24 protein-coding genes are annotated in these 22,664 nt (G+C 43.3%); 7 read left to right on the top strand and 17 right to left on the bottom strand.

Annotated elements, in window-relative coordinates; all coding sequences use genetic code 11:
- Nucleotides 1-259: 259 nt before the first annotated feature.
- From ACST14_RS08955 to ACST14_RS08935, 5 genes are read right to left on the bottom strand one after another with little or no spacing between them, the layout of a single operon-like run.
- Nucleotides 260-1,891, bottom strand: a complete 1,632-nt coding sequence (locus tag ACST14_RS08955) for an Ig-like domain-containing domain (protein ID WP_459462743.1) — start codon at nucleotides 1,889-1,891, stop codon at nucleotides 260-262.
- Nucleotides 1,884-2,768 carry a methyltransferase domain-containing protein gene (locus ACST14_RS08950; protein WP_459462741.1) on the bottom strand — a complete coding sequence of 295 codons (885 nt, stop codon included), beginning with the start codon at nucleotides 2,766-2,768 and terminating at the stop codon, nucleotides 1,884-1,886. The genes ACST14_RS08955 and ACST14_RS08950 overlap by 8 nt, the downstream gene beginning before the upstream one ends.
- Entirely contained in the window at nucleotides 2,768-4,627 is a 1,860-nt protein-coding gene (mnmG, locus tag ACST14_RS08945; protein ID WP_459462739.1) for a tRNA uridine-5-carboxymethylaminomethyl(34) synthesis enzyme MnmG, read from the bottom strand. The genes ACST14_RS08950 and mnmG overlap by 1 nt, the downstream gene beginning before the upstream one ends.
- Nucleotides 4,628-4,653: 26 nt before the next feature.
- The gene (gene ybeY / locus ACST14_RS08940) at nucleotides 4,654-5,064 is read right to left on the bottom strand and encodes an rRNA maturation RNase YbeY (RefSeq protein ID WP_459462737.1); all 411 of its coding nucleotides are present in this window, start codon (nucleotides 5,062-5,064) and stop codon (nucleotides 4,654-4,656) included.
- 23 nt (nucleotides 5,065-5,087) lie between these two features.
- Nucleotides 5,088-5,441 carry a YraN family protein gene (locus tag ACST14_RS08935; protein ID WP_459462735.1) on the bottom strand — a complete coding sequence of 118 codons (354 nt, stop codon included), beginning with the start codon at nucleotides 5,439-5,441 and terminating at the stop codon, nucleotides 5,088-5,090.
- 70 nt (nucleotides 5,442-5,511) lie between these two features.
- Here ACST14_RS08935 and lipB point away from each other — a divergent pair, with 70 nt between their 5' ends.
- Together lipB and ACST14_RS08925 are read left to right on the top strand one after the other, a co-directional pair.
- Nucleotides 5,512-6,246 (top strand): lipoyl(octanoyl) transferase LipB, encoded by a 735-nt coding sequence (lipB, locus tag ACST14_RS08930; RefSeq protein ID WP_459462733.1) that lies wholly within the window; start codon nucleotides 5,512-5,514, stop codon nucleotides 6,244-6,246.
- A 3-nt stretch (nucleotides 6,247-6,249) separates the two neighbouring features.
- On the top strand, nucleotides 6,250-7,014 hold the full coding sequence (locus ACST14_RS08925; protein WP_459462731.1) for a 3'-5' exonuclease: 765 nt from the start codon (nucleotides 6,250-6,252) through the stop codon (nucleotides 7,012-7,014).
- A gap of 6 nt (nucleotides 7,015-7,020) precedes the next feature.
- On the opposite strand, the gene ACST14_RS08920 is transcribed toward ACST14_RS08925, so the two are convergent.
- Genes ACST14_RS08920 through ACST14_RS08910 form a run of 3 tightly spaced genes read right to left on the bottom strand, consistent with a single transcriptional unit; the run spans nucleotide 7,021 to nucleotide 9,929 of the window.
- The gene (locus ACST14_RS08920; RefSeq protein WP_459462729.1) at nucleotides 7,021-7,656 is read right to left on the bottom strand and encodes a PglD-related sugar-binding protein; all 636 of its coding nucleotides are present in this window, start codon (nucleotides 7,654-7,656) and stop codon (nucleotides 7,021-7,023) included.
- Nucleotides 7,657-8,838: a M14 family zinc carboxypeptidase gene (locus ACST14_RS08915; RefSeq protein WP_459462727.1), complete on the bottom strand. Its 1,182-nt coding sequence runs from the start codon at nucleotides 8,836-8,838 to the stop codon at nucleotides 7,657-7,659.
- Complete coding sequence (locus ACST14_RS08910) at nucleotides 8,838-9,929, bottom strand: chloride channel protein (RefSeq protein WP_459462725.1); 1,092 nt, start codon at nucleotides 9,927-9,929, stop codon at nucleotides 8,838-8,840. The genes ACST14_RS08915 and ACST14_RS08910 overlap by 1 nt, the downstream gene beginning before the upstream one ends.
- A 64-nt stretch (nucleotides 9,930-9,993) precedes the next feature.
- Between ACST14_RS08910 and ACST14_RS08905 the strand changes: the two genes are divergently transcribed.
- Genes ACST14_RS08905 through ACST14_RS08895 form a run of 3 tightly spaced genes read left to right on the top strand, consistent with a single transcriptional unit; the run spans nucleotide 9,994 to nucleotide 13,646 of the window.
- Nucleotides 9,994-11,418, top strand: a complete 1,425-nt coding sequence (locus tag ACST14_RS08905; RefSeq protein WP_459462723.1) for a DEAD/DEAH box helicase — start codon at nucleotides 9,994-9,996, stop codon at nucleotides 11,416-11,418.
- Nucleotides 11,419-11,428: 10 nt separating this feature from the next.
- Nucleotides 11,429-12,148, top strand: coding sequence for a tetratricopeptide repeat protein (locus ACST14_RS08900; protein WP_459462721.1), 720 nt, complete (start codon nucleotides 11,429-11,431; stop codon nucleotides 12,146-12,148).
- 7 nt (nucleotides 12,149-12,155) lie between these two features.
- Nucleotides 12,156-13,646, top strand: a complete 1,491-nt coding sequence (locus tag ACST14_RS08895; protein WP_459462719.1) for a GH3 auxin-responsive promoter family protein — start codon at nucleotides 12,156-12,158, stop codon at nucleotides 13,644-13,646.
- Nucleotides 13,647-14,008: 362 nt separating this feature from the next.
- Here ACST14_RS08895 and ACST14_RS08890 read toward each other — a convergent pair whose 3' ends face one another.
- The 4 genes from ACST14_RS08890 to ACST14_RS08875 all read right to left on the bottom strand — a co-directional run bounded on the left by ACST14_RS08890 (nucleotide 14,009) and on the right by ACST14_RS08875 (nucleotide 15,381).
- A complete protein-coding gene (locus ACST14_RS08890; protein WP_459462717.1) occupies nucleotides 14,009-14,299 on the bottom strand; it encodes a hypothetical protein in 291 nt (96 codons plus the stop codon).
- Complete coding sequence (locus tag ACST14_RS08885; RefSeq protein ID WP_377980897.1) at nucleotides 14,299-14,547, bottom strand: DUF4160 domain-containing protein; 249 nt, start codon at nucleotides 14,545-14,547, stop codon at nucleotides 14,299-14,301. The genes ACST14_RS08890 and ACST14_RS08885 overlap by 1 nt, the downstream gene beginning before the upstream one ends.
- A gap of 160 nt (nucleotides 14,548-14,707) precedes the next feature.
- The gene (locus ACST14_RS08880; protein WP_459462714.1) at nucleotides 14,708-15,136 is read right to left on the bottom strand and encodes a type II toxin-antitoxin system VapC family toxin; all 429 of its coding nucleotides are present in this window, start codon (nucleotides 15,134-15,136) and stop codon (nucleotides 14,708-14,710) included.
- Complete coding sequence (locus tag ACST14_RS08875) at nucleotides 15,133-15,381, bottom strand: DUF6364 family protein (RefSeq protein WP_459462712.1); 249 nt, start codon at nucleotides 15,379-15,381, stop codon at nucleotides 15,133-15,135. The genes ACST14_RS08880 and ACST14_RS08875 overlap by 4 nt, the downstream gene beginning before the upstream one ends.
- Nucleotides 15,382-15,474: 93 nt before the next feature.
- Here ACST14_RS08875 and ACST14_RS08870 point away from each other — a divergent pair, with 93 nt between their 5' ends.
- Nucleotides 15,475-16,518 (top strand): NAD(P)-dependent alcohol dehydrogenase, encoded by a 1,044-nt coding sequence (locus ACST14_RS08870; RefSeq protein WP_459462710.1) that lies wholly within the window; start codon nucleotides 15,475-15,477, stop codon nucleotides 16,516-16,518.
- Between the two features lie 345 nt (nucleotides 16,519-16,863).
- Here the strand turns inward: ACST14_RS08870 and ACST14_RS08865 are convergent, their stop codons facing one another.
- The 5 genes from ACST14_RS08865 to ACST14_RS08845 form a co-directional block, all read right to left on the bottom strand.
- Complete coding sequence (locus tag ACST14_RS08865) at nucleotides 16,864-17,364, bottom strand: heme-binding domain-containing protein (RefSeq protein WP_459462708.1); 501 nt, start codon at nucleotides 17,362-17,364, stop codon at nucleotides 16,864-16,866.
- 31 nt (nucleotides 17,365-17,395) lie between these two features.
- Nucleotides 17,396-17,920, bottom strand: coding sequence for an asparaginase domain-containing protein (locus ACST14_RS08860; RefSeq protein ID WP_459462706.1), 525 nt, complete (start codon nucleotides 17,918-17,920; stop codon nucleotides 17,396-17,398).
- Nucleotides 17,883-19,217, bottom strand: coding sequence for a YHYH protein (locus ACST14_RS08855; RefSeq protein WP_459462704.1), 1,335 nt, complete (start codon nucleotides 19,215-19,217; stop codon nucleotides 17,883-17,885). The genes ACST14_RS08860 and ACST14_RS08855 overlap by 38 nt, the downstream gene beginning before the upstream one ends.
- Before the next feature lie 61 nt (nucleotides 19,218-19,278).
- A complete protein-coding gene (locus ACST14_RS08850) occupies nucleotides 19,279-20,682 on the bottom strand; it encodes a hypothetical protein (RefSeq protein ID WP_459462702.1) in 1,404 nt (467 codons plus the stop codon).
- A 24-nt stretch (nucleotides 20,683-20,706) separates the two neighbouring features.
- The gene (locus tag ACST14_RS08845; protein WP_459462700.1) at nucleotides 20,707-21,861 is read right to left on the bottom strand and encodes an AraC family transcriptional regulator; all 1,155 of its coding nucleotides are present in this window, start codon (nucleotides 21,859-21,861) and stop codon (nucleotides 20,707-20,709) included.
- Between the two features lie 206 nt (nucleotides 21,862-22,067).
- On the opposite strand from ACST14_RS08845, the gene ACST14_RS08840 reads away from it, so the two are divergent.
- Nucleotides 22,068-22,664 (top strand): hypothetical protein, encoded by a 597-nt coding sequence (locus tag ACST14_RS08840; RefSeq protein WP_459462698.1) that lies wholly within the window; start codon nucleotides 22,068-22,070, stop codon nucleotides 22,662-22,664.

Here is a 22,664-nt window from a genome sequence, read left to right as displayed (position 1 = left end):
AAATATTTTTAAATCTCTTTTTTGTTTCTTCTTGTTGTTCTCTGTGGATAAGTGGATAAGTCAAAATCGTGTTTGTAAGTACTTGATATGCTTACAATTTGAATAATCAAAAGGCATTATGCCTGTGTGGATAAGTGTCTAACAACTTGTGGATAACTAAGGACTTATCCACATAGGACTAGGTAGTCAAAAACTTATCCACAGTACGAGGTGAAATTTGTGGATAGAATGTGGATAAAAACGGCACTTATCCACACACCTACGGGGTGTTTATCCACAATTCGGTTAATTGGAAATTAGCCTTTAATTTAATCTTTGTATCAAAGTAATAAATAAGTTCAGACTTTGTTTTCGTCTTGTAATTCCCAATATCCCACTGCCCATTTTCATTTGTGTCCTCAATAACCCGTAGTGTGTAAATGCCAGGTTCCACGTTTTGGAAAGAACAGGGGCCGCTTGATTTTTGTTCGTACGCCTTTTCTAGCTTATCGCCTCGTAAAAGCTGGTAGATATAATGCCCGGGCTTGCGAATGCCCCCTTCAATGGTTCCGGTTTCTTCTGGATCTAATCGTTGAATGGCTTGTTTGTATTCATTGGAAGAGTCGGCCTCTGGGCCGATGAAAGCGGCTTTGTCTAAGGCCAAAGAAAAAATTTCCCTAGGTGGCAAGAAGGCGCTTTTAATAGTTAAGACGGTTTGAAGTTTATTCCACCTAAATGCTTCATCTGGAAAAGTTAAATCATCTTCATTTTCGGTCAAAATATGTACTTTCTTAGACACCCATTGCAAGACAGGCTTGGGGAAAAGAATCAAAATAGAGTCCGTGACAACGATTTTAACACCCACTTTAGGAAAAACATCGAAGCCCAGCGGCACGTTAGTTGCCTTTTCTTTTTTGGCTAATTCGCGGAACTTTGCTTTTAGTTTAAAGCTCGTTTTGCGCCCTAACGAGTCAGCTAATGACGCCTCTATTCTCAGTGTATCGGCCTTATTATAACCGCCTACATAGATGCGCAGATTGCGATCGTTTTCGATTTGGTAAAGAGGCTTTTCCGTGGAAGAAAATGTCAGGTCGGCCGCTTTAATTCCTCGCGAAAACTCGTATAAAATAGTTTTTGTTGTAGACGTTGTTTTGGACAATTTCAGCGGGTCTTGATTTTGAAGAGCGATTTTAAAGTCTCTGGTTTCGTTCTTGTTCAGATCGATAAAGGGCTCTGTGATGAAGTCTACGGATTCTTTTGCTGAATTATAAATCAAGCTATTATTTGCATCCTCGAAGGCAGCCATGTAATATTTGCCGGCCGCTAAATTCTCTAAGGCGTATACACCGGAGGTATCGGTTCTTACGAAATAATAGGGCTTTGCTTTATCTATGCTTAGGGTATCGTTATAAGGATAAAGCCCCACAGTGATGTTATCGGCTTTTTTATTAGTCAGTAAATGCTTCACGCTTCCCTGAATTTTCAGCGAGTCAATCATATTCGAAGTGCTGAAAACGAGTTTAATGTTCTTGCCCTTATTTCGTTCGGCGACATCTTCAACCGCATTTCTAAAATTAAAGGTATAGGTGGTGTTATCCTTTAAGGCACTGTCTAAAACCAAAGTTAGGCCCATGGGACGAATGCGCGTTTCGTAATTACCGATGGACGGCGTGATCAATAATTCTTGATTCAAGCCTTTAACCGTAACGTATTCATTGAAATTTAACTCGATCTTTTTCCCTTTGTAATTCTTGCTTTTGTTTAGCGGAATGGATGTAGTTACCACGGGCGCTAGCGTATCCTTTTTACCACCAGGAGGCGAGGCCATTTGGGCGCAGCTCTGTAGAAATACCAAGCCGATTCCTAGGCCTAGGAAAATCGATAAAAGGCTGAATTTCAAGTAATTACGCATGTTCAAATAGATAAAGATTACTCGAATAATTTGGTTTGCCTAGCATCGCTCTTAGGTTAGAAATTAAACCGATTATGAATGAGTGAACGAGTCGTTTATTTCCTGTCTTGTATTCGTTGCTTAGCAAAGAAATATAAAAGCTGTCAAAAATAAGCCCGCGGCTCGTCTTTAATTTAAATCCATATTTTGCCGCTAAAGCCGAAATGGTCGCAGGTGTAAAATGGTAGATGTGTCGTGGAACATCGTAGGCCGCCCAATATTCTTTGAAATAATTTGCATCAAAACTCGCTGGGTTAGGCAAGGCTAATAAGAGTTTTCCGTCAGAGGCAATTCGATTTTTAAAAAAGTGGAAATATTCGTCCAGCTCATATACGTGTTCTAAAACATGCCATAAAGTAACCACCTGAAATTGTTTTTCTGGAGCGATTTCTTTCAAAGATGGCGCAATAGTTATCCCCGTTAGTTTCGCCGCCCTAGCGGCTGTTTCTGGGTCTAATTCAAGGCCCGTAATGTTCCATCCTTTTTCCTTTGCCGCTGCGAGAAAATGTCCGTTACCACAACCTACGTCTAGCAATTCTTTAGTTCCTTTTTTCTCTGGCTCAATCCAATTTGTTTTCGATTTTAGCGTAATGCGGCGAATAGCGTGGTAGAGTTTATTGACAATACCTTCGTTGGTATCACTGTGTGAAATATAAGCGCTCGCTTTGTAGTAAGGACTCGCCTCGTTCGCTGCTGGACGCGGGTTAGTATAAACCAGTTGACAATCATCACAAGTGACGATGTGGAACATTTCATTCGACACGGTATAATCTTTTGCCTTGAATTTTAAGGTTGAATCAGGGGATCCGCAAACGGGGCAGTTTTGTATATTTTCCATTAGCGACCCATGAATAAAAGTAAGATGGAAACATCCGATGCCGACACACCCGAGATGCGACTTGCCTGTCCGATAGTCTGCGGTAAAATGGCTTTCAGTTTAATGCGGGATTCAGTCGACAAAGTTTTGATCCGATCGTAGTCAAAATTAGCTGGGATCGACAAGTCTTCCATTGATTTCATTTTGTCTACCATTAGGCGCTCTTTCTCGATATAGCTTTCGTACTTCACTAAGATCTCCACTTGTTCGCGCACTTCTTGTGAATAGTTTCTAACAAGGGGTTCGACACTAGGGTGTGTTGCGATTCGGTCAAAAGATAAATCTGATCTGCGTAACAAGTTAATTATAGGAGCCCCCTCTTTCAGCGTCGCGCTTCCCTCCTGCTCCAGCCAGTCGTTTACTTCGGCCGGCCGTATTTTAGTGTTTTTAATTTCTTCTGTCAAAGCCGCGACTTGCGCTTTTTTCTCTTGGAATTTATCCCAGCGCAGTTGCGTGGCCAAGCCCAATTGAAAACCTTTCGCCGTTAATCTTTCATCCGCATTGTCTTGTCTGAGCAGCGTTCTAAATTCTGCTCTGGAGGTGAACATGCGGTAGGGCTCATCGGTTCCTTTATTAATTAAATCGTCGATCAATACACCGATGTAAGCATCTGAACGAGACAAGGTGAACGGATCTAATTCATGAGTTTTTAAGTGGGCATTAATGCCCGCCATTAATCCCTGACAAGCCGCCTCTTCGTAACCAGTAGTACCGTTGATTTGGCCCGCAAAAAATAAGCCACTCACGCGCTTCGTCTCTAAAGTCGAAGTCAATTGGGTAGGCGGGAAATAATCGTATTCGATCGCATAACCCGGACGGAACATCTTGGCTTTTTCAAATCCCGGGATTAAACGAATCGCTTCGAACTGTATGTCTTCTGGCAAGGAAGTCGAGAATCCATTTACGTAAATTTCTACGGTACTCCAGCCTTCTGGTTCTACAAAAATTTGGTGTGAATCCTTATCAGCAAAGCGGTTGATCTTGTCTTCTACGGACGGGCAATAGCGTGGGCCGAGTCCTTTGATTCTTCCCGCGAACATGGGCGAACGATCAAAACCTTTTCGTAAGACTTCGTGTACTTTCGTGTTCGTATGGGTGATCCAGCAAGAGCGTTGTTCCGTTAATGGAGTCTCGGTTAAGTAAGAAAATGAGCTCGGATTTTCATCGCCTTTTTGTTCTTCCATCGCCGAGAAGTCTAGGCTTCTTCCGTCGACACGCGGCGGAGTTCCCGTCTTCATTCGTCCCGATTCGAAACCGAGACTAATGAGCTGTTCGGTTAACCCGATGGCCATCGGTTCGGCCATTCTTCCTCCTCCAAAATTCTTCTCCCCTATGTGGATTAATCCGTTTAAGAATGTCCCGTTAGTTAACACGACTGTTCTGGCGGTGAAGGTCATTCCCATGCGGGTGATGACCCCTTTTATTTCGCCTTTTTCTACGATTAATTGTTGTACCGAATCTTGCCAAAAATCAACGTTCAAATTCCCCTCCAACGCGTTTCTCCATTCCTCTGCAAATCGCATGCGATCGGATTGACAACGGGGAGACCACATGGCCGGACCTTTAGAGCGGTTTAGCATTCTAAATTGAATCATGGTCTTGTCCGAGACGATTCCAGACATTCCGCCTAGGGCATCGATTTCTCGAACGATTTGGCCTTTTGCCACGCCACCCATTGCTGGATTGCAAGACATCTGCGCGATCGTCTGCATATTCATCGTGACCAACAAAACGCGTGACCCCATCTGCGCCGCTGCATAAGCTGCTTCGCATCCGGCGTGTCCTGCACCCACCACAATTACGTCGTATGAATTTAGCATATCTTGTAATGTTTCACGTGAAACATTTAGTATTGTTTAATATAAAAATCTTCCTTCTCGGTCATCAATGCTTTGTCCTCTTTCTTCTTGTCTTTATAGCCGAGCAAGTGTAATAATCCGTGCACCATAACGCGCTCTAATTCTGTTTCTTTCGTCCCTAGCGCATCTCCATTTTCTTTTACCCGATCGATCGAAATAAAGATATCTCCTTCGATCTTATTCGGGTCTTCAGAATTATCAAAAGTAACAATGTCGGTTAGCGTATCGTGGTTCAAATATTCCTGATTGATCTGTAGTAAATAGTCATCAGAACAGAATACATACGTCAACTCGAGGATACGTTTTCCCTCTTGTTTAGCTACTTCGTTTAGCCAAGCTTTATGTTTTAACTTCTCTTTTAAGGAGAATGTTATGTCTTCTGTGCAAAAATGAATCATGTGCGCGCTATTAAACCGCGAATTTACGAAAAAGCATCCTCGAAATGCTCAATTTTAAAGGCTTGTGGATAAAAATTCACCGAAATGCTGTCAAAACGGATCTCTTGCCTCCATTTATGTTGGTATTGGTAAGCACAGGCAGCCCGGTTTAGCAGTCGAATTTTGTTTTGTGTAATCTTTTGTTCGGGATGTCCGTGGGTATTTCTTCGAAGGGATTTAACTTCTATGAAAATTAATACGTCGCCTTTTTTAGCCACGATGTCTACTTCTGCCCTCTTGTATCGGTAGTTTCTGGCTTCGATGGTGTAGTTGTTTTTGAGTAAATAATCGACGCTTAAGCGTTCGCCTAGCTTTCCTTGTGTCATATGTTTTGCCATTCTTGTATCTTTGTTTTTTACGAAAGGTAGCAGGTCGGGTTTCCGTATGCTATCAGGGTTTTGATAATGAATGATGCAGAATAAAGAAGTCCAATTTGTTGATTTAAAACTGATAGAATACAAGCAAGCTTGGGATCTTCAGGAGACTTTATTAAATCGCATAGCAACGGTTAAATTAGCGAACCGCGGGTTAGATGATACGTCGAAAGGGAGAACGAATAACTACCTATTATTTTGTCAGCACCCACATGTTTACACCTTAGGTAAGAGCGGAGATGAGTCGCATTTGTTGTTGCAGGAATCCTTTTTGGCGACCATAGGTGCAACCTATTTTAAGACGAATCGAGGGGGCGACATTACCTACCACGGACCCGGACAATTAGTGGGATACCCTATTTTGGATTTAGAGAATTTCTACACGGACATTCACTTATACCTTCGAATGCTGGAAGAGGCGATCATTAAAACCTGTGAAGGTTTTGGATTAATAGCTGGGCGAATAGAGGGGCTGACGGGTGTGTGGATTGACCCCGCTTCTGATAAGGCGCGTAAGATCTGTGCCCTAGGCGTTAAAGCATCGCGCTGGATAAGTATGCACGGCTTTGCATTGAATGTAAATACGGATTTAACCTACTTCTCACATATCGTTCCTTGCGGAATAGCCACTCGTGGAGTAACTTCCTTGCAGCAGGAATTGGGCCGAGAAATGGACTTACAATTAGTGTCTGACATTGTAAAAGCCTATTTGAGCGACCTGTTTAAAATGGAATTAGCGAATGTTTCACGTGAAACATTGAATGCATAAAGAATGGCGCGTTCCACGTGGAACATGCGCCGAACTCAAGAAATGGATACTTTAAAGAACTTCAAGAACACCCTCTTCGTAGACATCGAAACTTCGTCAGGAGTATCCGATTTTTCCCTTCTTTCAGATAAAATGAAAGAATTGTGGGTAAAAAAGGCGAAGAATATGGTGAATCCAGCTAATATCAGCTTAGAGGAAATGTATTTTGAAAAGGCACCTTTATATGCGGAATTTGGGAAGATTATCGTCGTCGGGATGGGCTTTTTGTTCGTAAATAAAGAGGGCGAGATGGCCCTAAAAGTGAAGACGATTGCACATGCGGACGAGAAAACGCTTCTCACGGAGTTCATCGCGTTTGTAAATAAGACCTATAAGTCGAGAGAATTAACCTTAGTGGCGCATAATGGCAAGGAATTTGACTTCCCTTATTTGTGTAGACGGATGCTAATTAATGGACTCGAGATTCCAAAATCTCTGCAATTGCAGGGCAAGAAGCCTTGGGAAATCATACACCAGGACACGATGGAGATGTGGAAATTTGGTGATAGAAGATCCTATACTTCATTGGAATTATTAGCCGAATTGATGGGTATTTCTGGGGTCAAAACCGACCTGTCTGGCGACCAAGTAAACCGCGTTTTTTATAAAGAAAATGGATTAGCTAGGATCAATGAGTATTGCCTAGAAGATGTGATTGTAGTGGCGCAACTCTACCTTCGTTTTCACTTTTTAGATCTAGTTGCGCCGGAGAATATTGTTAAACTATAGAGGTCATCATAGGGTTTTAGCCGGGTTGCCGAACACGCGTTTACTCGCAGCCACATTCTCAATCACCACACTCCCTGCTCCTACCGTAGCGCTCTTCCCTATCTTTACACTTCCCACGATAGTGGAGTGAATTCCGACATATGCATTGTTCTCGATGATCGCTTCTTTTCCTATCACAGAACCGGCTCCGATGGAAGCGTAATCTGCAATTTGTGCCCCCGTTTCGATGATGGCTCCGGAACCAATGATGACGTGATCGCCTAGTTTTGTTTCTGGTAATATTTGTGCTCCGCTTCCTACGAATACCCCATATGCTAGACTTTTAACATCTGCTATATTTGCCGTGGGATGAATGGCGTTAACGGGTTTTACTTCACGCTCTTCTAAGATCAATTCGATCATTTTCTTGCGCTCAATGGGGTTTTCTAGGGCAACGAATACGCCGCAGTTTTTGCCAATTAATTTGAAATAGGACTCATCATCTGCTGGCCCTAATACAGGAATTTCGCCGATGCTAGTGTCCTTCTTTTTCACATCATCATCTAAAAATCCATAGACAACGATGTCGTTTTTTTGGAAAACATGTGCTACTTCTAGGCCAAATGGATTAGCTCCAATAATTATTACGGGTAAGGATGTCATTTAGGATTGTATTTTATGCGTGTAATCTGATAAGGTAAAGCCGGGTTTTCCATCCTTTAACAGGATTAATTCGGTGTAATTCTCACCTAAAGCGATGCTTGATTCAGGGGACAAATGTAAGTCTTTCCCGTCGATTTCTGTTAATCCATAGAAGGGAGACATGTCACCGATGTTTTCTACGATCCAGGAATAGTGGATTCTTCCGTCGGTCATCGGAGTTTCTACGAGGTTAAATAGTACATCGGCTCTTACGCTTGAACTTAATGGAGCGTCTTTGATTTTGATATCTACAATGGCTCTTTCGTTCGTAGGCAAGGCTTCATATTCCTCAATGGATTCTGACACATAGCTTCCATCCGCGATCGCACAGAAAGCATCCAGTAAAAGACAGGCATTTAGTTTACGCAATGACCGCTTTTCTAGATCCCATCCTGCTCCACCGGATTCTAATAATACCAAACCGTATCCACGAGAGGAGAAGGTATCTCCGAAGGCGCGGGATTCATATTCGTCTGTCCATTTCGCAATTTTCCCTGGGATGATGGGTTGAATTTGAGAGAGCATTCGTTGGCAGATTTGGCCTGCACGTAAGCGAGAGGGAGTCCAGGTTCCATCTTCGTCTCCTGTAGTTGCCAAGAAGGCGATATGCGTTTGTTCCGGGCCGTTGCCTACAGAATATAGTCGGTTTTGGTCATGTAAATTAAAGGCAAATATGGGCTTGATTTCGTCGGCCCAAGCAGATAAAATGCGCGCTTCTACCGAGTTTTGTTTTGTCGCATCGCGGTTCATGTCGATGCCTAGAGCAGTTTCGCGTTGCCACCTTTCAGCACCATCCGCATTTAAGCGAGGAATGATGCGTAAGGTAATTTTCTGATGCAATTTTTGCTTAATATCCTGGGCAAACTCCCCAGAAGAGGATAATAAACGAAAAATATCGGCCAAAGCGAGGGTGGCTGTAGCCTCGTCTCCGTGCATTTGAGACCAAGCAATTATTTCTATGCGGCCTTCGCCCCAGCTAATCTCCTGGATAGGTCTATCCTCCTGTGTTTTTCCTATGGTGCGTACTGCAAAATTAGTAGACCATTCGGCTATTAATTCTTGCCATAGCTCTGCCGAGAAACGGCGTTTAGTCAGGCGGTTGTCGCGGAAGGAGTCGTATTGTTCGAAGGCTTTTGCAAACATTAGTAAAGTGGTTTAGGCAAGTAATCTGCCCAGGTTTGAGATGTAAAGATTCCTTTTTTTCCTGAGCCGAACAAGACTATTAGTGTAATGATGAAATAACAGAACCAGGCCGAGGGTCCAAAAAGTTCTACTCCGAGGAGGGTGGCGGCTAGCGGAGTTTTGGCAAGACCTCCATACAAACTGACAAATCCGATGGCCGCCGATAAACCCAAAGGCAAGGCTAGCCACGAGCCCAAACCGGAGGCCGCATGTGAGCCGATCAAAAATAAGGGCGTCGCTTCTCCCCCTTTAAATCCGAGGCCTAAACTTAGGTTAGTCGCTAGTATTTTCCACAGGGCAAAATCTGGAGCCGCCGTCGTGAAGGGTCTCAATAAAAATTCCGAACCTAGTCCGATCGTTTCGTGAAACACCGGGATGCTTAGGACTCCAAACAAAAGTAAGCCCGCGAGAATCCCCTTTAGCGGACCTTGTACGGGTGATTTGTCGAACACAGAAATTATAATCGATTCTGAGCGCTTATAGAGAAAGGCAATTAGGGCTAAAAATAGGCCCAGGAGCGCTATTTTCGCGTAAAACGCGACAGAAAACGAGGGCAAAAAAATCAATGGGTAAGAAAGATGTTTTGTGCCGTACACGTGGAGACTAACATAATTAGCCGAAAATGCCGCAAAAAGACAGGCCGGTATGTGGCGGAAATTAATTTTGCCCACCTCTCCTACTTCGAGTGCAAAAAAGGCGCCGGCGAGTGGTGTCCCAAAAACGGAGGCGAAACCAGCGGCCATGCCTGCTTTGGGAAAAACGTCTAAAGCTGATATTTTCTCACCTAACACTTTACCCATATTGACCGCGACTCCTTCTCTTCCGACAGACGCTCCGGCTAGATGACTGAGCCAGGAGCCGGGAATGATTAAGTAGGCCGGGAAGGGGAAGCTTGCGAAAACTAATCCTACAAGTGGTAAGGCATATAAATAGGATCCGTTCTGTTGAATCCAGTCGAGGCCGGCTAAAAATAGGGAGGATAGGCTCCCTGTGGCAAAGGAGAGGGCGACCAATAGGCCTAGATTCGCCAGAAATGCCTTAATTCGAGCCAAAACTATCGTATTTTTGTTTCAAAGGTAAGAATTATATTTTCCCTACCTTTGCAAATCTACTACAATGCCGAATCCAATGGATGAATTTTTAAGTTTGGGATTAAATCCACAGCTACAACGCGCTTGCACGGAGGTGGGTTACACGAAACCGACGCCCATTCAGGAGAAGGCGATTCCGCTTTTATTGCAAGGCCACGATTTATTGGGAATTGCGCAGACGGGTACCGGGAAAACCGCCGCCTATGCTTTGCCTATTTTGATGCGCTGTAAATATGCGCAGGGAAAGAATCCTCGCGCCTTGATTTTAGCACCCACCCGCGAGCTCGTGATGCAGATTCACACGGTGATGATCGGTTTAGCGCAGTTTACAGACTTGCGAATTCTAGCCTTATATGGTGGATTAGGGCCAAAGCCTCAGATTCAAGCACTCGAAGAAGGTATTGACATCCTCGTTTCTACGCCGGGCCGATTCCTCGAATTGTACCGCAAGGACGTGATCGTGGTGAAGGAATTGAAATTCTTGATTTTAGACGAGGCAGATAAGATGATGGATATGGGCTTTATGCCGCAGATTCGTCAGATTTTGGAAAAAATACCCTATAAAAAACGAATGAACGGCTTGTTCTCCGCGACCTTCCCAGAGAAGGTGGAGAACCTGTCCCACGAATTTTTAGAGTTTCCGATGAAGATCGAAATCACCCCGCAGGCTACGCCGGCGAGTCAGGTGACACAATCGGTTTACGAGGCACCGAATTTATTAACGAAGCTTCATGCCCTGGCTTACTTTATGCAAAACCCTGATTTTCATCGGGTTATGGTATTTTGTCGCTCGAAAGATGCGGCGAATGATGTGGAGAAATGGCTATTAAAAACCTTGCCTAAGGACCAGGTTCGCGTGATCCACTCGAACAAAGGTCAAAACACCCGTATCAATGCGATGGCGCAATTCCGCGAAGGAAATGTGCGCGTCCTGGTGACCACGGATGTGGCAGCCCGGGGAATCGATATCCCGAAAGTTTCTCACGTAATCAACTTCGATGTACCCTTGATTTACGAGGATTATGTCCACCGAATCGGTCGTACCGGTCGTGCGGAGGAGATAGGCGAGTCGATTACGTTTATTACTTTGGCGGAAAGCTACCACTGGACTAAAATCGAGGAGATCATTCAGCAGAAGATCGAAATCGAACAGCTTCCAGAGGGAATTAAGATCGAAGAAACGCCCTTTTTAGAGCAACAAGATATGTTACGCGCGGTCGATGATCAGCGAAAACGTGAGGACCCCGACTTTAAAGGTGCGTTCCACGATAAAAAATGGATTATTAAGGCCAAAGCGTCGGGCAAAAAAGTCCCTCAGAAAAAGGCCGTAACAAAAGCTGGACCTAAAGGCGGCGCCGTTCAAGGCCCCAAGCCCATCGTCCGCAATAATCGCCCAGGAAAGAATGCAAAATTCCGTCCAGGCGCAGCTTCAACTAAAAAGAAACGTTAGTTTTGTGTCTATGAAAAGAGTTCTGTTATTGTGTTTGATTTCGTTTGCCAGCATTACTGCATTTTCGCAAACAAAGCCCCCGGCAGGTACCAAGGCGGTCGCACCTGTAAAACCTGTTCGCGCAGCGAAATATGAGGTATTGTATGGTTCTAAACCACTTTCGAAAGCCGATCAAAAAGAATTAAATGAGTTCGTGGCGAGCTGTGACGCGTCTTTTGGCTCTAGGGCCGAAGCAGTTACTTTCTTCGCAGAGCGTGCTTGGGAATATGTGGCCTCTGCTCGTTTAGACACGGCGACCTATCGCTTTAATTTGATTAGTGCTTTGGACGCGAATAGTGTTGATGCCTTTTGGGGTTTGGGAGTTATTTCCTACCAAAGAGGGGACAACGATCTGGCTATTCGCCTGTTAAACAAGGGACTAGAAATAGATTCGACGGTGACGATGATGCGTGTGGACTATGCAATTGTGAAGTTGGATTGTTATCAGAAGGGGATTGATTGCGGGACTTTGGACGAAGTAGAAGCGGAATTAGTGCATGCATTGCAGCAAGATCCGAAGAACGCGAGTGCCTGGATGAAACGCTGTCAGGTCGCTTATTACAAGGAAAACTATGAGTTAGCGTGGACTTATTTCCACGAAGCTCGCGTGGCTGATATTTTGCAATTGGACCTGAATTTTGGGGCGCTTTTAGAAGCCAAAATGCCAGACCCTAAAGGGATATTTAAATAGTGTAGCGATGGGTATTCGTTCCTTTTTTGCCAAACCACTTGCGGCTCGTGTCGTTAAAAAGTACCGCTTAAGCCAAGAGCAGGCCTTTGAGCGCCAAGACTTTTGGTTAAAGCAACTGGTAGCAAAGGCGGAGAAAACTCTTTTCGGCCGCGGCCACTCCTTCGCTAAAATCAAGAACTACCTCGACTACCGTTCGAACGTACCCATCTTCGAATACGAAGACATCAAGCCTTATATTGACGAAGTAGTGGCGGGGAAAGAAGATATTCTTTGGCCTGGAAAACCAGCCTATTTCGCGAAAACCTCCGGCACCACCTCCGGCGTCAAATACATTCCGATTTCAACGGAATCCATGCCTTTTCACATCACCGCCGCCCGTGACGCCCTCTTGCATTACGTGCATTACAGCGGGAATGGGTCGTTTTTAGACCGCAAATTGATCTTTTTGAGCGGCTCGCCGGAGATGACCGAGACCAACGGCGTGCCTACGGGTCGCCTATCTGGCATTGTGAATCACCACGTTCCGGGCTATTTGCGCGGAAATCAAATGCCCACTTACAAGACGAATTGCATCGAAGACTGGGAGCAAAAGCTCGAGGCGATTGTGCAGGAGACGATTTCGAAGCGCATGGGCTTGATTTCAGGAATTCCGCCTTGGGTGCAGATGTATTTTGACCGCTTAGAAGAATTATCTGGCCAAAAAATAGGCGATCTCTTCCCCGATTTTCAAGTCTTCGTCACCGGCGGCGTGAACTTCGAACCTTACCGCGAGAAACTGATGGCCTCAATAGGCCGAGAAGTCGACGTGGTGGAGACATATCCGGCTTCGGAGGGATTCATTGCATTCGATGACTCTTCGGGCGAACCAGGGCTATTATTGAACGTAGACGGCGGTATTTTCTTTGAGTTTGTTCCTACGGATACCTATTTCGGCGCAAATCCTGTGCGTTTAAGCCTGACGGAAGTTGCGCTAGGCGTGAATTACGCCATTTTATTGACGACGAATGCCGGCCTTTGGTCTTATTCCATCGGCGATACCGTGAAGTTTGTATCCTTGAATCCTTACCGTATTGTGGTAACGGGTCGAATCAAGCACTTTATTTCCGCTTTTGGCGAACACGTAATCGCCGAAGAAGTAGAGAAAGCTTTCGCCGCCGGCCTTGCCGCTTGTCCCGAAGTTCGGGTGGCGGAGTTCACCGTGGCACCGCAAGTTTCTCCCGCGTCTGGCTTGCCTTATCACGAATGGCTATTTGAGTTTTCATCGCCACCGTTGTCTTTAGCCGTTTTTCAGGAAGCTTTAGACGCCTCGATGTGCGCGCAAAATATCTATTACCGCGACTTGATTTCGGGCTCGATCTTGCGCCCTTTAGTCCTTACCCCATTGCCCGCTGGGGCATTTATATCGTACATGAAGTCTCAGGGTAAATTAGGGGGCCAAAACAAAGTTCCCCGCCTCTCTAACGATCGGGTGCTGGCGGAGGGCGTCCTGCGGACTTAGTCGCGGCGGAGCCGCTTAGTCACGACTGCGTCGTTTAGTCGCCTGCGGCTTAGTCATCGCTCCGCGATTTAGTCTAATTTGTCGATTAAGGTTCCTGAGGGCACTATTGTGTGAAATAAACGTCGAGGTACTGAGAGGGCTTTTCAGGTATTGACACTTTCTGTCAATTTGCTTTTCGTTTTTTGGGCATAAAAAAAGCCCGAATTCTCAGGCTTTTTCAATTCGAATATTAATTAGGCGCTTAGCCTACAATTACATCTTTTTTCATTTTGTGTTTGTTTAAAACCTTGATAAAAGTAGGAGGAAAAACGGATTAATGATGCTTGGGGATCATTTATTTTACGGTTAAATAACTGCCCGATTTAAACCAAAATATTTCCTATTTCGTAGGCAAATTCAGGAGAGATATCATAATCCCAACGCTGTCCGGAATCATCTTTGGGGGATAAAATGACTTTCTCCCATTTTAGTTCGCCCATTTCACCAATGAGCGCTTTTTCAAAGATTGAATGGTCTTTTAATTGATCAATTCCATCTAAATCCTGGTGATTTAAAAGCAGGGGCAGTACTTCAATTCGCTTTAATTCTCCCGTATTGAATAGGCAGTCAACATAATAGGGAGCAACTTCGATTATTTTATCTATGCGTATCATTATTGAAGTGGTTTAATACTGTGAAAACTTTTGCTATCCCACATAGTGATTAATTCAAATGTATGAATTTCTGCCCAAGCTTGTACTAGCTTGAGTTTATTCTTTGGTAAATTTCCTGTAAGTATTGAGCCGTCTAGAATTTTAATATTGGCTTCGAATTCAGCAAATTTCACTTTGAAGTGAGGGGGTAGATGATCGTTGAAGAACATGTAAATAGTTAGGCCGTAGAATCGGCAAATTTCGGGCATATTATTAGTGGTTATTTTTACAAACCTCTAACAATTTTCAGCCGAAACCTATCAGGTTATTGATAATCGCAAGGAAGGTATTGACAGAAAGTGTCAACAGGCGAAAAGTTGTCCGAGTACCTTGAAGGTTTTTAACAAAAGGGGGCAAGATAGCCTAGTTTTATTGAATTGCTGAATATGAAAGGGCTTCATCGGGACTAAGAATAGCAAGATCTTTAACAGCAAAATCTTTTGGATTTCGTGTGATAATGGCATTAATTCCTACTTGTCCTTTGGCAGAATAATACTGGATGGCATCTTCAAAATCTTTGAAATCAGATCGCATCGCACTTAGTAAAATGGTCTTTGTTGCATCCAAAATTTGGCAATCTTCTGAAAGCAATTCTAATAAAGCAATCGTCTTTTTATGAGATTTGTTTTCCCGCTGTAATATATAATAAATGTTGTTGTAGGATATAGCGGAAATGTAGAGCTTGATTTTCTTCTTTACCGCTAGGTCGAAAAGGGATGTTGCCGATTCTGAGAATGGTTTTCGATCCGCCAAAAAGTCGATTAATACGTTCGTGTCAATGTAAAATTGTGGGATCATTTGGCGTATTTTTCAGCGATGGCATTTCCTAATTCTGATTTGTAATCGAAATCTGCTGGTAATTTTAAAGATCCTCTCAGCTTTACTACTTTGGGAGAAAGAGCGTCTTCTAAGGAACTCTTAGTGGATAAAACTTTTAAATAATTCTCTACTACATCTGAAAGACTTCGACCTTGGTCTCTTGCATAGGCTTTAGCAGAATCAATAATCGACTCATCAATGGTAAGCGTGAGCTTAGTTGTCATGATACACGTGTTTTTTTGATGGGAATCACACGTGCAATATACTTATTTTAAATAATAATCCTTTATTTTTGCCTTATAAATAATAACAAGAAAATGATAAAAGTACATGGATATGGGGCGGTGAATCCGCAGGCGCCTATTGCTCCGATTGATTTTGAGCGACGTGAGGTAGGGCCAAAAGACGTTAAAATCGACATTCTTTACTGTGGCGTTTGCCATTCTGATATTCACATGGTGCGCTCCGAGTGGGGTCCCTCGGTTTATCCGATTGTTCCAGGCCACGAGGTCGTGGGAACCATCACGGAGGCGGGAGCCGAAGTGACGAAATTTAAGGTGGGCGATCTTGCGGGAGTGGGCGTTTTTGTGGACTCTTGCCGCGAGTGTCCGTCTTGTAATAAGGGCCAGGAGCAATATTGCGACGAGGGCATGACGCCCACCTATAATGGTTTTTACCGCGATGGGGTAACGCAGACTTTTGGCGGATATTCTTCGACTTATGTCATCGACGAAGCCTATACGTTACATATTCCTTTTACCAAAGAGCTGGAGCGTGTCGCTCCCCTTCTTTGCGCCGGCATCACAACTTATTCTCCTTTGCGCTATGCAGGAGTAGGAAAAGGCCACAAGGTGGCTATTTTAGGATTGGGTGGTTTAGGCCACATGGCGGTGAAATTCGCGGCGTCTTTTGGCGCGGAAGTGACCATGTTAAGTACGTCTCCCTCTAAGGAGCAGGATGCTCGCGCGCTAGGGGCTCATCACTTCGCGTTGTCTACGGATCCAGCAACGATGGAATCCTTGAAAGGGTCGTTTGATTTTATCTTGAATACGGTGGCGGCGCCACATGATATGAATAAGTTTTTGGGCTTGTTAAGCGTGGAAGGCAAGATGCTTTTAGTGGGGATTCCTCCAGAAGATGCGCAAATAGGTGCTGCGACGTTGATTTCCAAAAGACGTTCCATCATCGGATCCATGATCGGTGGCATCGCCGAAACACAAGAAATGCTCGACTACTGCGCTGCCCACAATATTCTTTCAGATGTCGAAGTGATTGATATGAAAGATGTCAATGAGGCGTACGAGCGGGTGATCAAGTCGGATGTAAAGTATCGGTTTGTGATTGATATGAAGTCACTGTAAGTCGACTTTGTCGACAGTCGCGACTGCGTCGCTTAGTCGCGGCGAAGCCGCTTAGTCATCGCTTCGCGATTTAGTCGCCTGCGGCTTAGTCGCAGCTGCTTAGTCGTCACTTTGTGACTTAGTCCTGAGGTCGTATAATTTGTTAAAACTATAAAGTCGATTTTCGCGTATTGACAACATCTGTCAACACCTGAAAATCAACTTTAGTACTTTAGGGCTCACGTAACAAAGTGGCCATTGCGCCACCTCCGGACTCATTTCCTCCGGACTAAACGCCGAAGGCGTGACTAAGCCGCAGGCGACTAAACGACGCAGTCGTGACTCCGCGGCGCAGCCACGAAGTGGCTAGCCCCGCGGTCTTGGCTTCATCTTCAAACTATCCGCCGGATACGTCGCTTTCAACATCGCCATAGAGGACTTTGCCCAGTTGATGATTTTCAAGCGGTCGGCCTCTGAAATTTTGGCATTACTATGAAGGCCCATATACGTATAAGACGGCATCGGCATTTCGCCCTCTTCTACCTGTTCGATCACTTCCTCTAATTTGTGGTTCTGAACCGCGATCGGCATCTTCGTGAATGTGGCAAAGTTCAAATGCTTTTTCCCATCATTCACATGGTGATCTAACCAAAAACCAACCGGCTGAATGCGGCTATACCAAGGATAAGTTGATTTATTGGAGTGGCAATCGTTACACGCGTTCTCTAAAAGGACTTTTACGTCCGCGGGAACCTCGTATTTCGTTTCAATGGCGTAGGTATTATCGTCCGAAAGATTTTTTTCTGTAGGAACGAACTGGATGGCGATTAATACGACGATTAATCCGGCAATGATTTTGTTTTTCATGGGTTAACAACATTAGTGTAAACGCAATGTATCAATTAATTGTCTCGAATTCGCCCTTTTCTAGATTCTTACGGACGTTATTCGTCGCAAATATCTTGCCATTCATCGAAATATAGACTCCGGGCTCTATAATTTGGAGGAAGGCCAAAGAACTTCCCAGATTAAACATCCCATCCGAGCTGCCAAATTTATAAGGAATCATGGCGCCGGTGAGGACGATGGTTTTGGAGATTTTTTGGGAGGCTAAATACTGCGCTGTTTGGACCATCGTATCCGTCCCGTGTGTAATTAAAATACGATCAGCGGCGGCAGCAGAACAAGCAAAAGAGATCAATTCGCGATCCGTGTCATCAAATTCTAAACTGTCCTTCATCAAAAGCGTGTCGATGGACAACAACAACCTACTTCGCCCTTTTTCAAGCATCTCCGGGAGATGTGTATCTTTAAAAAAGAGTGAACCATTTAGTTCATTATACTCTTTGTCAAAAGTCCCTCCCGTCACAAAGATTTGAATCATATTATTTTCGTTGATAAGTGCTGGTTGTTTTTGTGCCATTTACGTCTGTAAAGTTAAACGTAAATAAGCCAGATGTGTTCCAGGAATAATTTACTGACCCTGTTTTTGTCCCTATTTTATAGGTCAAATTATAGCTAGAGCTTGTAGGAGCGCTAAAATCAGTAATAGTGGCACCTGTTAATGGCGTTAAAGCGGGTCTGACGGAGGAAGAAAAGGCTTGAGGTAAAATTTGGTTTTCTGGCGCTGGAGTGGCTGGATCTAAGCTTACTTTTCCTTTCATGGCACCGATGACATAAGGATAATTCGAGGTTCCGTGGTAATGGTAATTACCTTTCCACTCGTGTCCGTGATTGGTGTCCAGAGTTAGCATGGCGGTTCCGTCCGGTTCTTTGGCCCCATAAACCGCAAAACCATCCAAAGCAAAAGCAATCGCCTTTAACCCCGAAACAGTCGATAAATGCAAGGGCGCCGCATGGTAATGGTAATCATCGCCGCGGCCACAGTGACCGCCCCATTGATCTAATTCGCCGATTACGTAAGAGTCCTCGCCCCGATTATTCAGTGCATTAAAAATGGGAACGCCATTTACTGCAAGCGCCACGGCACCCTTCATAAAATTATTCGTCGTACTTAAAGGGGTGCTTGCATACACCGGTTGCAGGGGAATAGACCAATGATTCGTGCCGGAATAGGGCTGCGGAATGGGCACTTGTTGTTGCCAAGAGGTAATCCCGACCATCATATTGTGAGCCGGAATTCCGGTCGAATTCACATAAAAATACGTAGCATCCGATGCGGTACTTAAGGCTGGTTTATAAGGGGCGAAGGCGGAATCTAAAAAGCTAACAGGTGTTTTGGGAATCGTCGTGACGGGCACAACAGGAGCAACAGGCGCAATTTCCGTGGTTGTTTTACAAGCTAAGGCAACTAAAGCGAGTAAAAACGAGGAATAGGTAACTCGTCTAAAGACTAATCTTAGCCGTAATTTTTCGATCAATACTAGCGCGAAAAAGGCGAGGGCTAAAAGATAAAAATAGGGCAAATAAGAGATCGGTTTTTCTACGTCGATAAAGCCATTTATTTGCGAGCCGCGTTCCTTTTTTACCGCGGCAAATTTTTGATCTCTCGGACTTAATTCAGCCATAGAAACACGGACTTTTTTGCCTTCATATTGCTCTAAAATTAAGACGTCGGATGTCCCGGATGAATAGTTCCCACGTATAGTCGAACCATCCGCTAAATGCCAAATCCGTAATACATCTTGCTGACCATAATGCCCGCCTTCGTGTGCGAAGAGGGACACGGAAATGAAGAGAAAATATAAAGTCTTTTTCATAAAAAAGTAAAAGTTTTGACTCAGCTGCGATGCAGCGACTAAGCCAGAGGCGACTCTTTGACTAGTTTTTATCCGAACGGAGTTCGGATAAAAACGCCTCACTCACCTTAAAATACTGCTTGTTCAAACGATATACTTTTAGGCGCGAATCGGTGTCGGACTTTTTGAAAATGATGAAATTTGTATCTACTTGAAGGATGGCTTTCAGCTTTAAATTTAGTTGATTTAAAACGTCATTTTTAACGCGGATATTGTGGGAGAAGTGCACCCCCTTTTGTTCCACTAATCCCAGTAATTCATAGTTCGGAACGTCGTCTTTTTGTAGAAGGCGGCGAAGCACTTTTAATTCTGATTCTTCAAAATTGATGGCCGCCTTTCCTAAATACAGAATACCATTTTTATCCTTGATATGGGTGGCTCTAGACGGGCGGAATTTATTGATAAAATAGAGTAAAACACTACTTAGTAAAAGGGCTAAGAAGCCGATTAGGTATTGTGAATATTCCTTCCAAAGATTTTTTTCAATGAAGTCTGCCTTTTTGATTGATTTGCCTAAAAATTGATCGATAGGCAGAGAAATTAATTCGATTTCGCCATTAGCGTGGTTATTCGCAAAATAATAGATCATTCCATTTTCTACAAATGGCTTGAATTGAGGAGAAATTTTGGATGAAACAGCCTTATTTTCAAATATTTCATAGGTATCATTAGAGAAATTTACCCGGATGATTCTTCGGTCCTCGATGAAGGCAACATAGTAATTATCGTATTGAAAATTTTGTGAATTATTCCCAAAAAACAGCGCCGTCTTCCCTTTAAAATCCCAAATTTTAGACCTTAAATTAAAATGCCAAATTTCCTGACTTCTATCAAATTTTAAGTTGTCAAAGGCATCAATTACTATGCCATTAAAATAGGTGATATCGTCGCCGTTTTTGAATTGATTTACATCGAACATTCCTGGAGGGAGTTTGTCGCCCTGAACGGGGGAATAACTTTCCCATTCTTTGGAATTTAAATCGAAATAAGTGAAGAAGTTTCTGGCAGACCAAAAGCCATAGCCACCGAAACGAAAAATACGATTATCATAAACAAATTGTTGACTGCTTATTTGCATTTTATGTTCAAATGAATGGTCAATTCGAATTATTTCGTTGCCCTTTATCTCGTAGACTAGGCCTCCTAAATTTAGGCTTAAATAAATTTTATTATTAATAACGCTGAGTTCATATGAACTCGGGGAAGCAAATTTTTTATAAAAAGTGGAATCGCTAAACTTAAAATAGACAGGCTCAGAAACAGTCTGCTCAGGGATCTTAATGGTTTTATAATGATTCTTTTCTATCACATAAATATAGGGCTTGCAATAAGTCAGATTAGCCTCTCCACCATAGCTTAAATTAACATTTTCTGACCTGAGTAGAAAAGGCGACAATAGTAAAAGGCTAAGTACTAGTTTTTTCATTGAGCTCTTGAGACAGAGCTAAAATTAAGATAAATTTTCCAAATATTGGCTAGGCGTCATTCCTGTTTCTGCTTTGAACGTGGCATAGAAGCTAGAACGAGATGGGAAACCAGACTGTGAACCTATTCCGTCGATGGAAAGGGTGTCTGCCATACCTGATTTAAGTAATTCTTTTGCATGTTCCACGCGAATCCAAGAGCGGTAAGACGTGAACTTTTTATTCAGGATAAAGGCAAAGCAATAGATAATGTGGTGTTTAGGAATTCCTAAGGCCTCTTCCACATCTTCTACATCAAAATTTGGGTAGAGGTAAGGTTTCTCTTTTCGCAAGTATTCCTCGATTAACTGTGCAGTTTCTGTCAAAGGATCATCTACATCCGCCACTACAATCGCCTTTTTTGTTTTGACAGCAACGGTGGCAATAGGCATTCCGTACAGAATCTGTGGGAAAAACACGATTAAGGCAAAGGGTAAAAGTGCAAAAGCAATACCAGAGATATTGTAGGCAAGGACAGATTCTAAAACAACTTTACTAACGGGGGCCAAGTATAAATTAATCGTCATGGCTAAAAAGTTTGCAGCAACGAATAAGGTGACTAAAATAAGGGTAAGCAGCCAATTATAAACGAGTTTATTTTGCTTGTTTGAGTCTAAATTTTTGCGCTCTGTTCGGCGGTATTTAAGTAGTAAGAAAATGCTCGCACAGGCGTAAATAATGATGAGAGACGGCCGTGTTACAAACGATATTCCAGGTGAAATTATAAATCCAGCCCCTAATGTGCGGACATTGTTAATATCAGCATTGATCAGTCGGGCAATTTCTAATTTATAGTCGAAAGTGCTGAGGATATACGGCGCCATATTTATCACCTGTATCACAAAGGGCAATAAATGAAAAGCATCTTTCCAGCTACTAAAAATGGGTTTATCCGTTAAGGTATTTCGTGTGTAAAGATAGAGCAGTGGGCCAGGAAGGTACCAGTACGGCGAGAAATTACCGTAGAATATAGCGGTCCAAAAGGGATCGTGGTAATACACCGTAAAATAGTGGGTTAATCCATAGGTAGAAAAAATGATGAATATCCCGGTTAATAACAACGCATTTCGATTTATACGCCAATTGTAAATGGCGATAATCGCGGAGGTGATGATAGAGAACAGGGATATGTATAAAATCATTTAATCAATGAATTGACTACAATTTTAGCGATTAAAATTGTCAAATTTTCTTAAAGTCCAAAAAATATCCATTTTCTGACTAGTCCAAAAATTCAGAAATTGGACTAAAACGGTTTTATCTTATTAATACTAATCGCATTATTAATTCGAATTTTGCATGTTGAACGGTTAAAAACCCCCACTCAAGGCCGTTTACAATGAAAATTATGAACAAAATCGCGCTTCTTTTACTGTTTTTTGTGAGTTCAGTGTCAGCTCAAACTTGGAATATTTCTTTTGGGGCGAATACCACGAAGTATGTTTTCACGAATTCGCAGGGTGTTAATCCTTCTTTCATGAAACCTTCTTCGGGACTTCTCCTAAGTTTAGGATACGAAAAACCGCTGACTAAACGATTCCAATACGACATAGGTCTAGCCTACTCTCAATTCAATGCAGTGGGAGATGTTCAGAATATTCCCTTTTCCTACCAGACCGATTTCATGGGTTTATCAGGGGGTATTGGACCCAAACTAGAATTTAGAAATGATTTTACTCTGATGCTGAAAGCTCGCGCCGCGGTTCAGAAAATGATTAACGGGAATCAGTTCTTGCAAAATCGCTACGTTGATTTATCAGAGGATGATCAGTTCACTAGTGCCCGCTTCTTTGTGGGTTTCTCACTTGAATTAGAGAAGAAAGTGAATTCAAATATGTACGTATACACGCAATATCAACATGTAGATACCAATACATTCGGGACTTCGAGCCTGAACTTTGTACCCTCGACCGTTTCTTTTGGCATAAAGATCCAGTCGAAATAG

The sequence above is a fragment of the Aquirufa sp. A-Brett2-15D genome (assembly GCF_054558735.1).
The sequence above is the reverse complement of the archived record's forward strand: the minus strand, read 5'-3'. Positions and strand labels throughout refer to the sequence as shown.

Excerpts from the sequence above, each read along its gene's own strand:
- ACST14_RS08905 (WP_459462723.1), top strand. The coding sequence starts at position 9,994 with ATGCCGAATCCAATGGATGAATTTTTAAGTTTGGGATTAAATCCACAG.
- ybeY (WP_459462737.1), bottom strand. The coding sequence starts at position 5,064 with ATGATTCATTTTTGCACAGAAGACATAACATTCTCCTTAAAAGAGAAG.
- ACST14_RS08875 (WP_459462712.1), bottom strand. The coding sequence starts at position 15,381 with ATGACAACTAAGCTCACGCTTACCATTGATGAGTCGATTATTGATTCT.
- ACST14_RS08870 (WP_459462710.1), top strand. The coding sequence starts at position 15,475 with ATGATAAAAGTACATGGATATGGGGCGGTGAATCCGCAGGCGCCTATT.
- ACST14_RS08885 (WP_377980897.1), bottom strand. The coding sequence starts at position 14,547 with ATGCCCGAAATTTGCCGATTCTACGGCCTAACTATTTACATGTTCTTC.
- ACST14_RS08920 (WP_459462729.1), bottom strand. The coding sequence starts at position 7,656 with ATGACATCCTTACCCGTAATAATTATTGGAGCTAATCCATTTGGCCTA.
- ACST14_RS08890 (WP_459462717.1), bottom strand. The coding sequence starts at position 14,299 with ATGATACGCATAGATAAAATAATCGAAGTTGCTCCCTATTATGTTGAC.
- ACST14_RS08895 (WP_459462719.1), top strand. The coding sequence starts at position 12,156 with ATGGGTATTCGTTCCTTTTTTGCCAAACCACTTGCGGCTCGTGTCGTT.
- ACST14_RS08915 (WP_459462727.1), bottom strand. The coding sequence starts at position 8,838 with ATGTTTGCAAAAGCCTTCGAACAATACGACTCCTTCCGCGACAACCGC.
- ACST14_RS08925 (WP_459462731.1), top strand. The coding sequence starts at position 6,250 with ATGGCGCGTTCCACGTGGAACATGCGCCGAACTCAAGAAATGGATACT.
- ACST14_RS08865 (WP_459462708.1), bottom strand. The coding sequence starts at position 17,364 with ATGAAAAACAAAATCATTGCCGGATTAATCGTCGTATTAATCGCCATC.
- ACST14_RS08935 (WP_459462735.1), bottom strand. The coding sequence starts at position 5,441 with ATGGCAAAACATATGACACAAGGAAAGCTAGGCGAACGCTTAAGCGTC.
- ACST14_RS08855 (WP_459462704.1), bottom strand. The coding sequence starts at position 19,217 with ATGAAAAAGACTTTATATTTTCTCTTCATTTCCGTGTCCCTCTTCGCA.
- ACST14_RS08950 (WP_459462741.1), bottom strand. The coding sequence starts at position 2,768 with ATGGAAAATATACAAAACTGCCCCGTTTGCGGATCCCCTGATTCAACC.
- ACST14_RS08880 (WP_459462714.1), bottom strand. The coding sequence starts at position 15,136 with ATGATCCCACAATTTTACATTGACACGAACGTATTAATCGACTTTTTG.
- ACST14_RS08850 (WP_459462702.1), bottom strand. The coding sequence starts at position 20,682 with ATGAAAAAACTAGTACTTAGCCTTTTACTATTGTCGCCTTTTCTACTC.
- lipB (WP_459462733.1), top strand. The coding sequence starts at position 5,512 with ATGATGCAGAATAAAGAAGTCCAATTTGTTGATTTAAAACTGATAGAA.
- ACST14_RS08860 (WP_459462706.1), bottom strand. The coding sequence starts at position 17,920 with ATGGCACAAAAACAACCAGCACTTATCAACGAAAATAATATGATTCAA.
- ACST14_RS08840 (WP_459462698.1), top strand. The coding sequence starts at position 22,068 with ATGAACAAAATCGCGCTTCTTTTACTGTTTTTTGTGAGTTCAGTGTCA.
- ACST14_RS08900 (WP_459462721.1), top strand. The coding sequence starts at position 11,429 with ATGAAAAGAGTTCTGTTATTGTGTTTGATTTCGTTTGCCAGCATTACT.
- ACST14_RS08955 (WP_459462743.1), bottom strand. The coding sequence starts at position 1,891 with ATGCGTAATTACTTGAAATTCAGCCTTTTATCGATTTTCCTAGGCCTA.
- mnmG (WP_459462739.1), bottom strand. The coding sequence starts at position 4,627 with ATGCTAAATTCATACGACGTAATTGTGGTGGGTGCAGGACACGCCGGA.
- ACST14_RS08845 (WP_459462700.1), bottom strand. The coding sequence starts at position 21,861 with ATGATTTTATACATATCCCTGTTCTCTATCATCACCTCCGCGATTATC.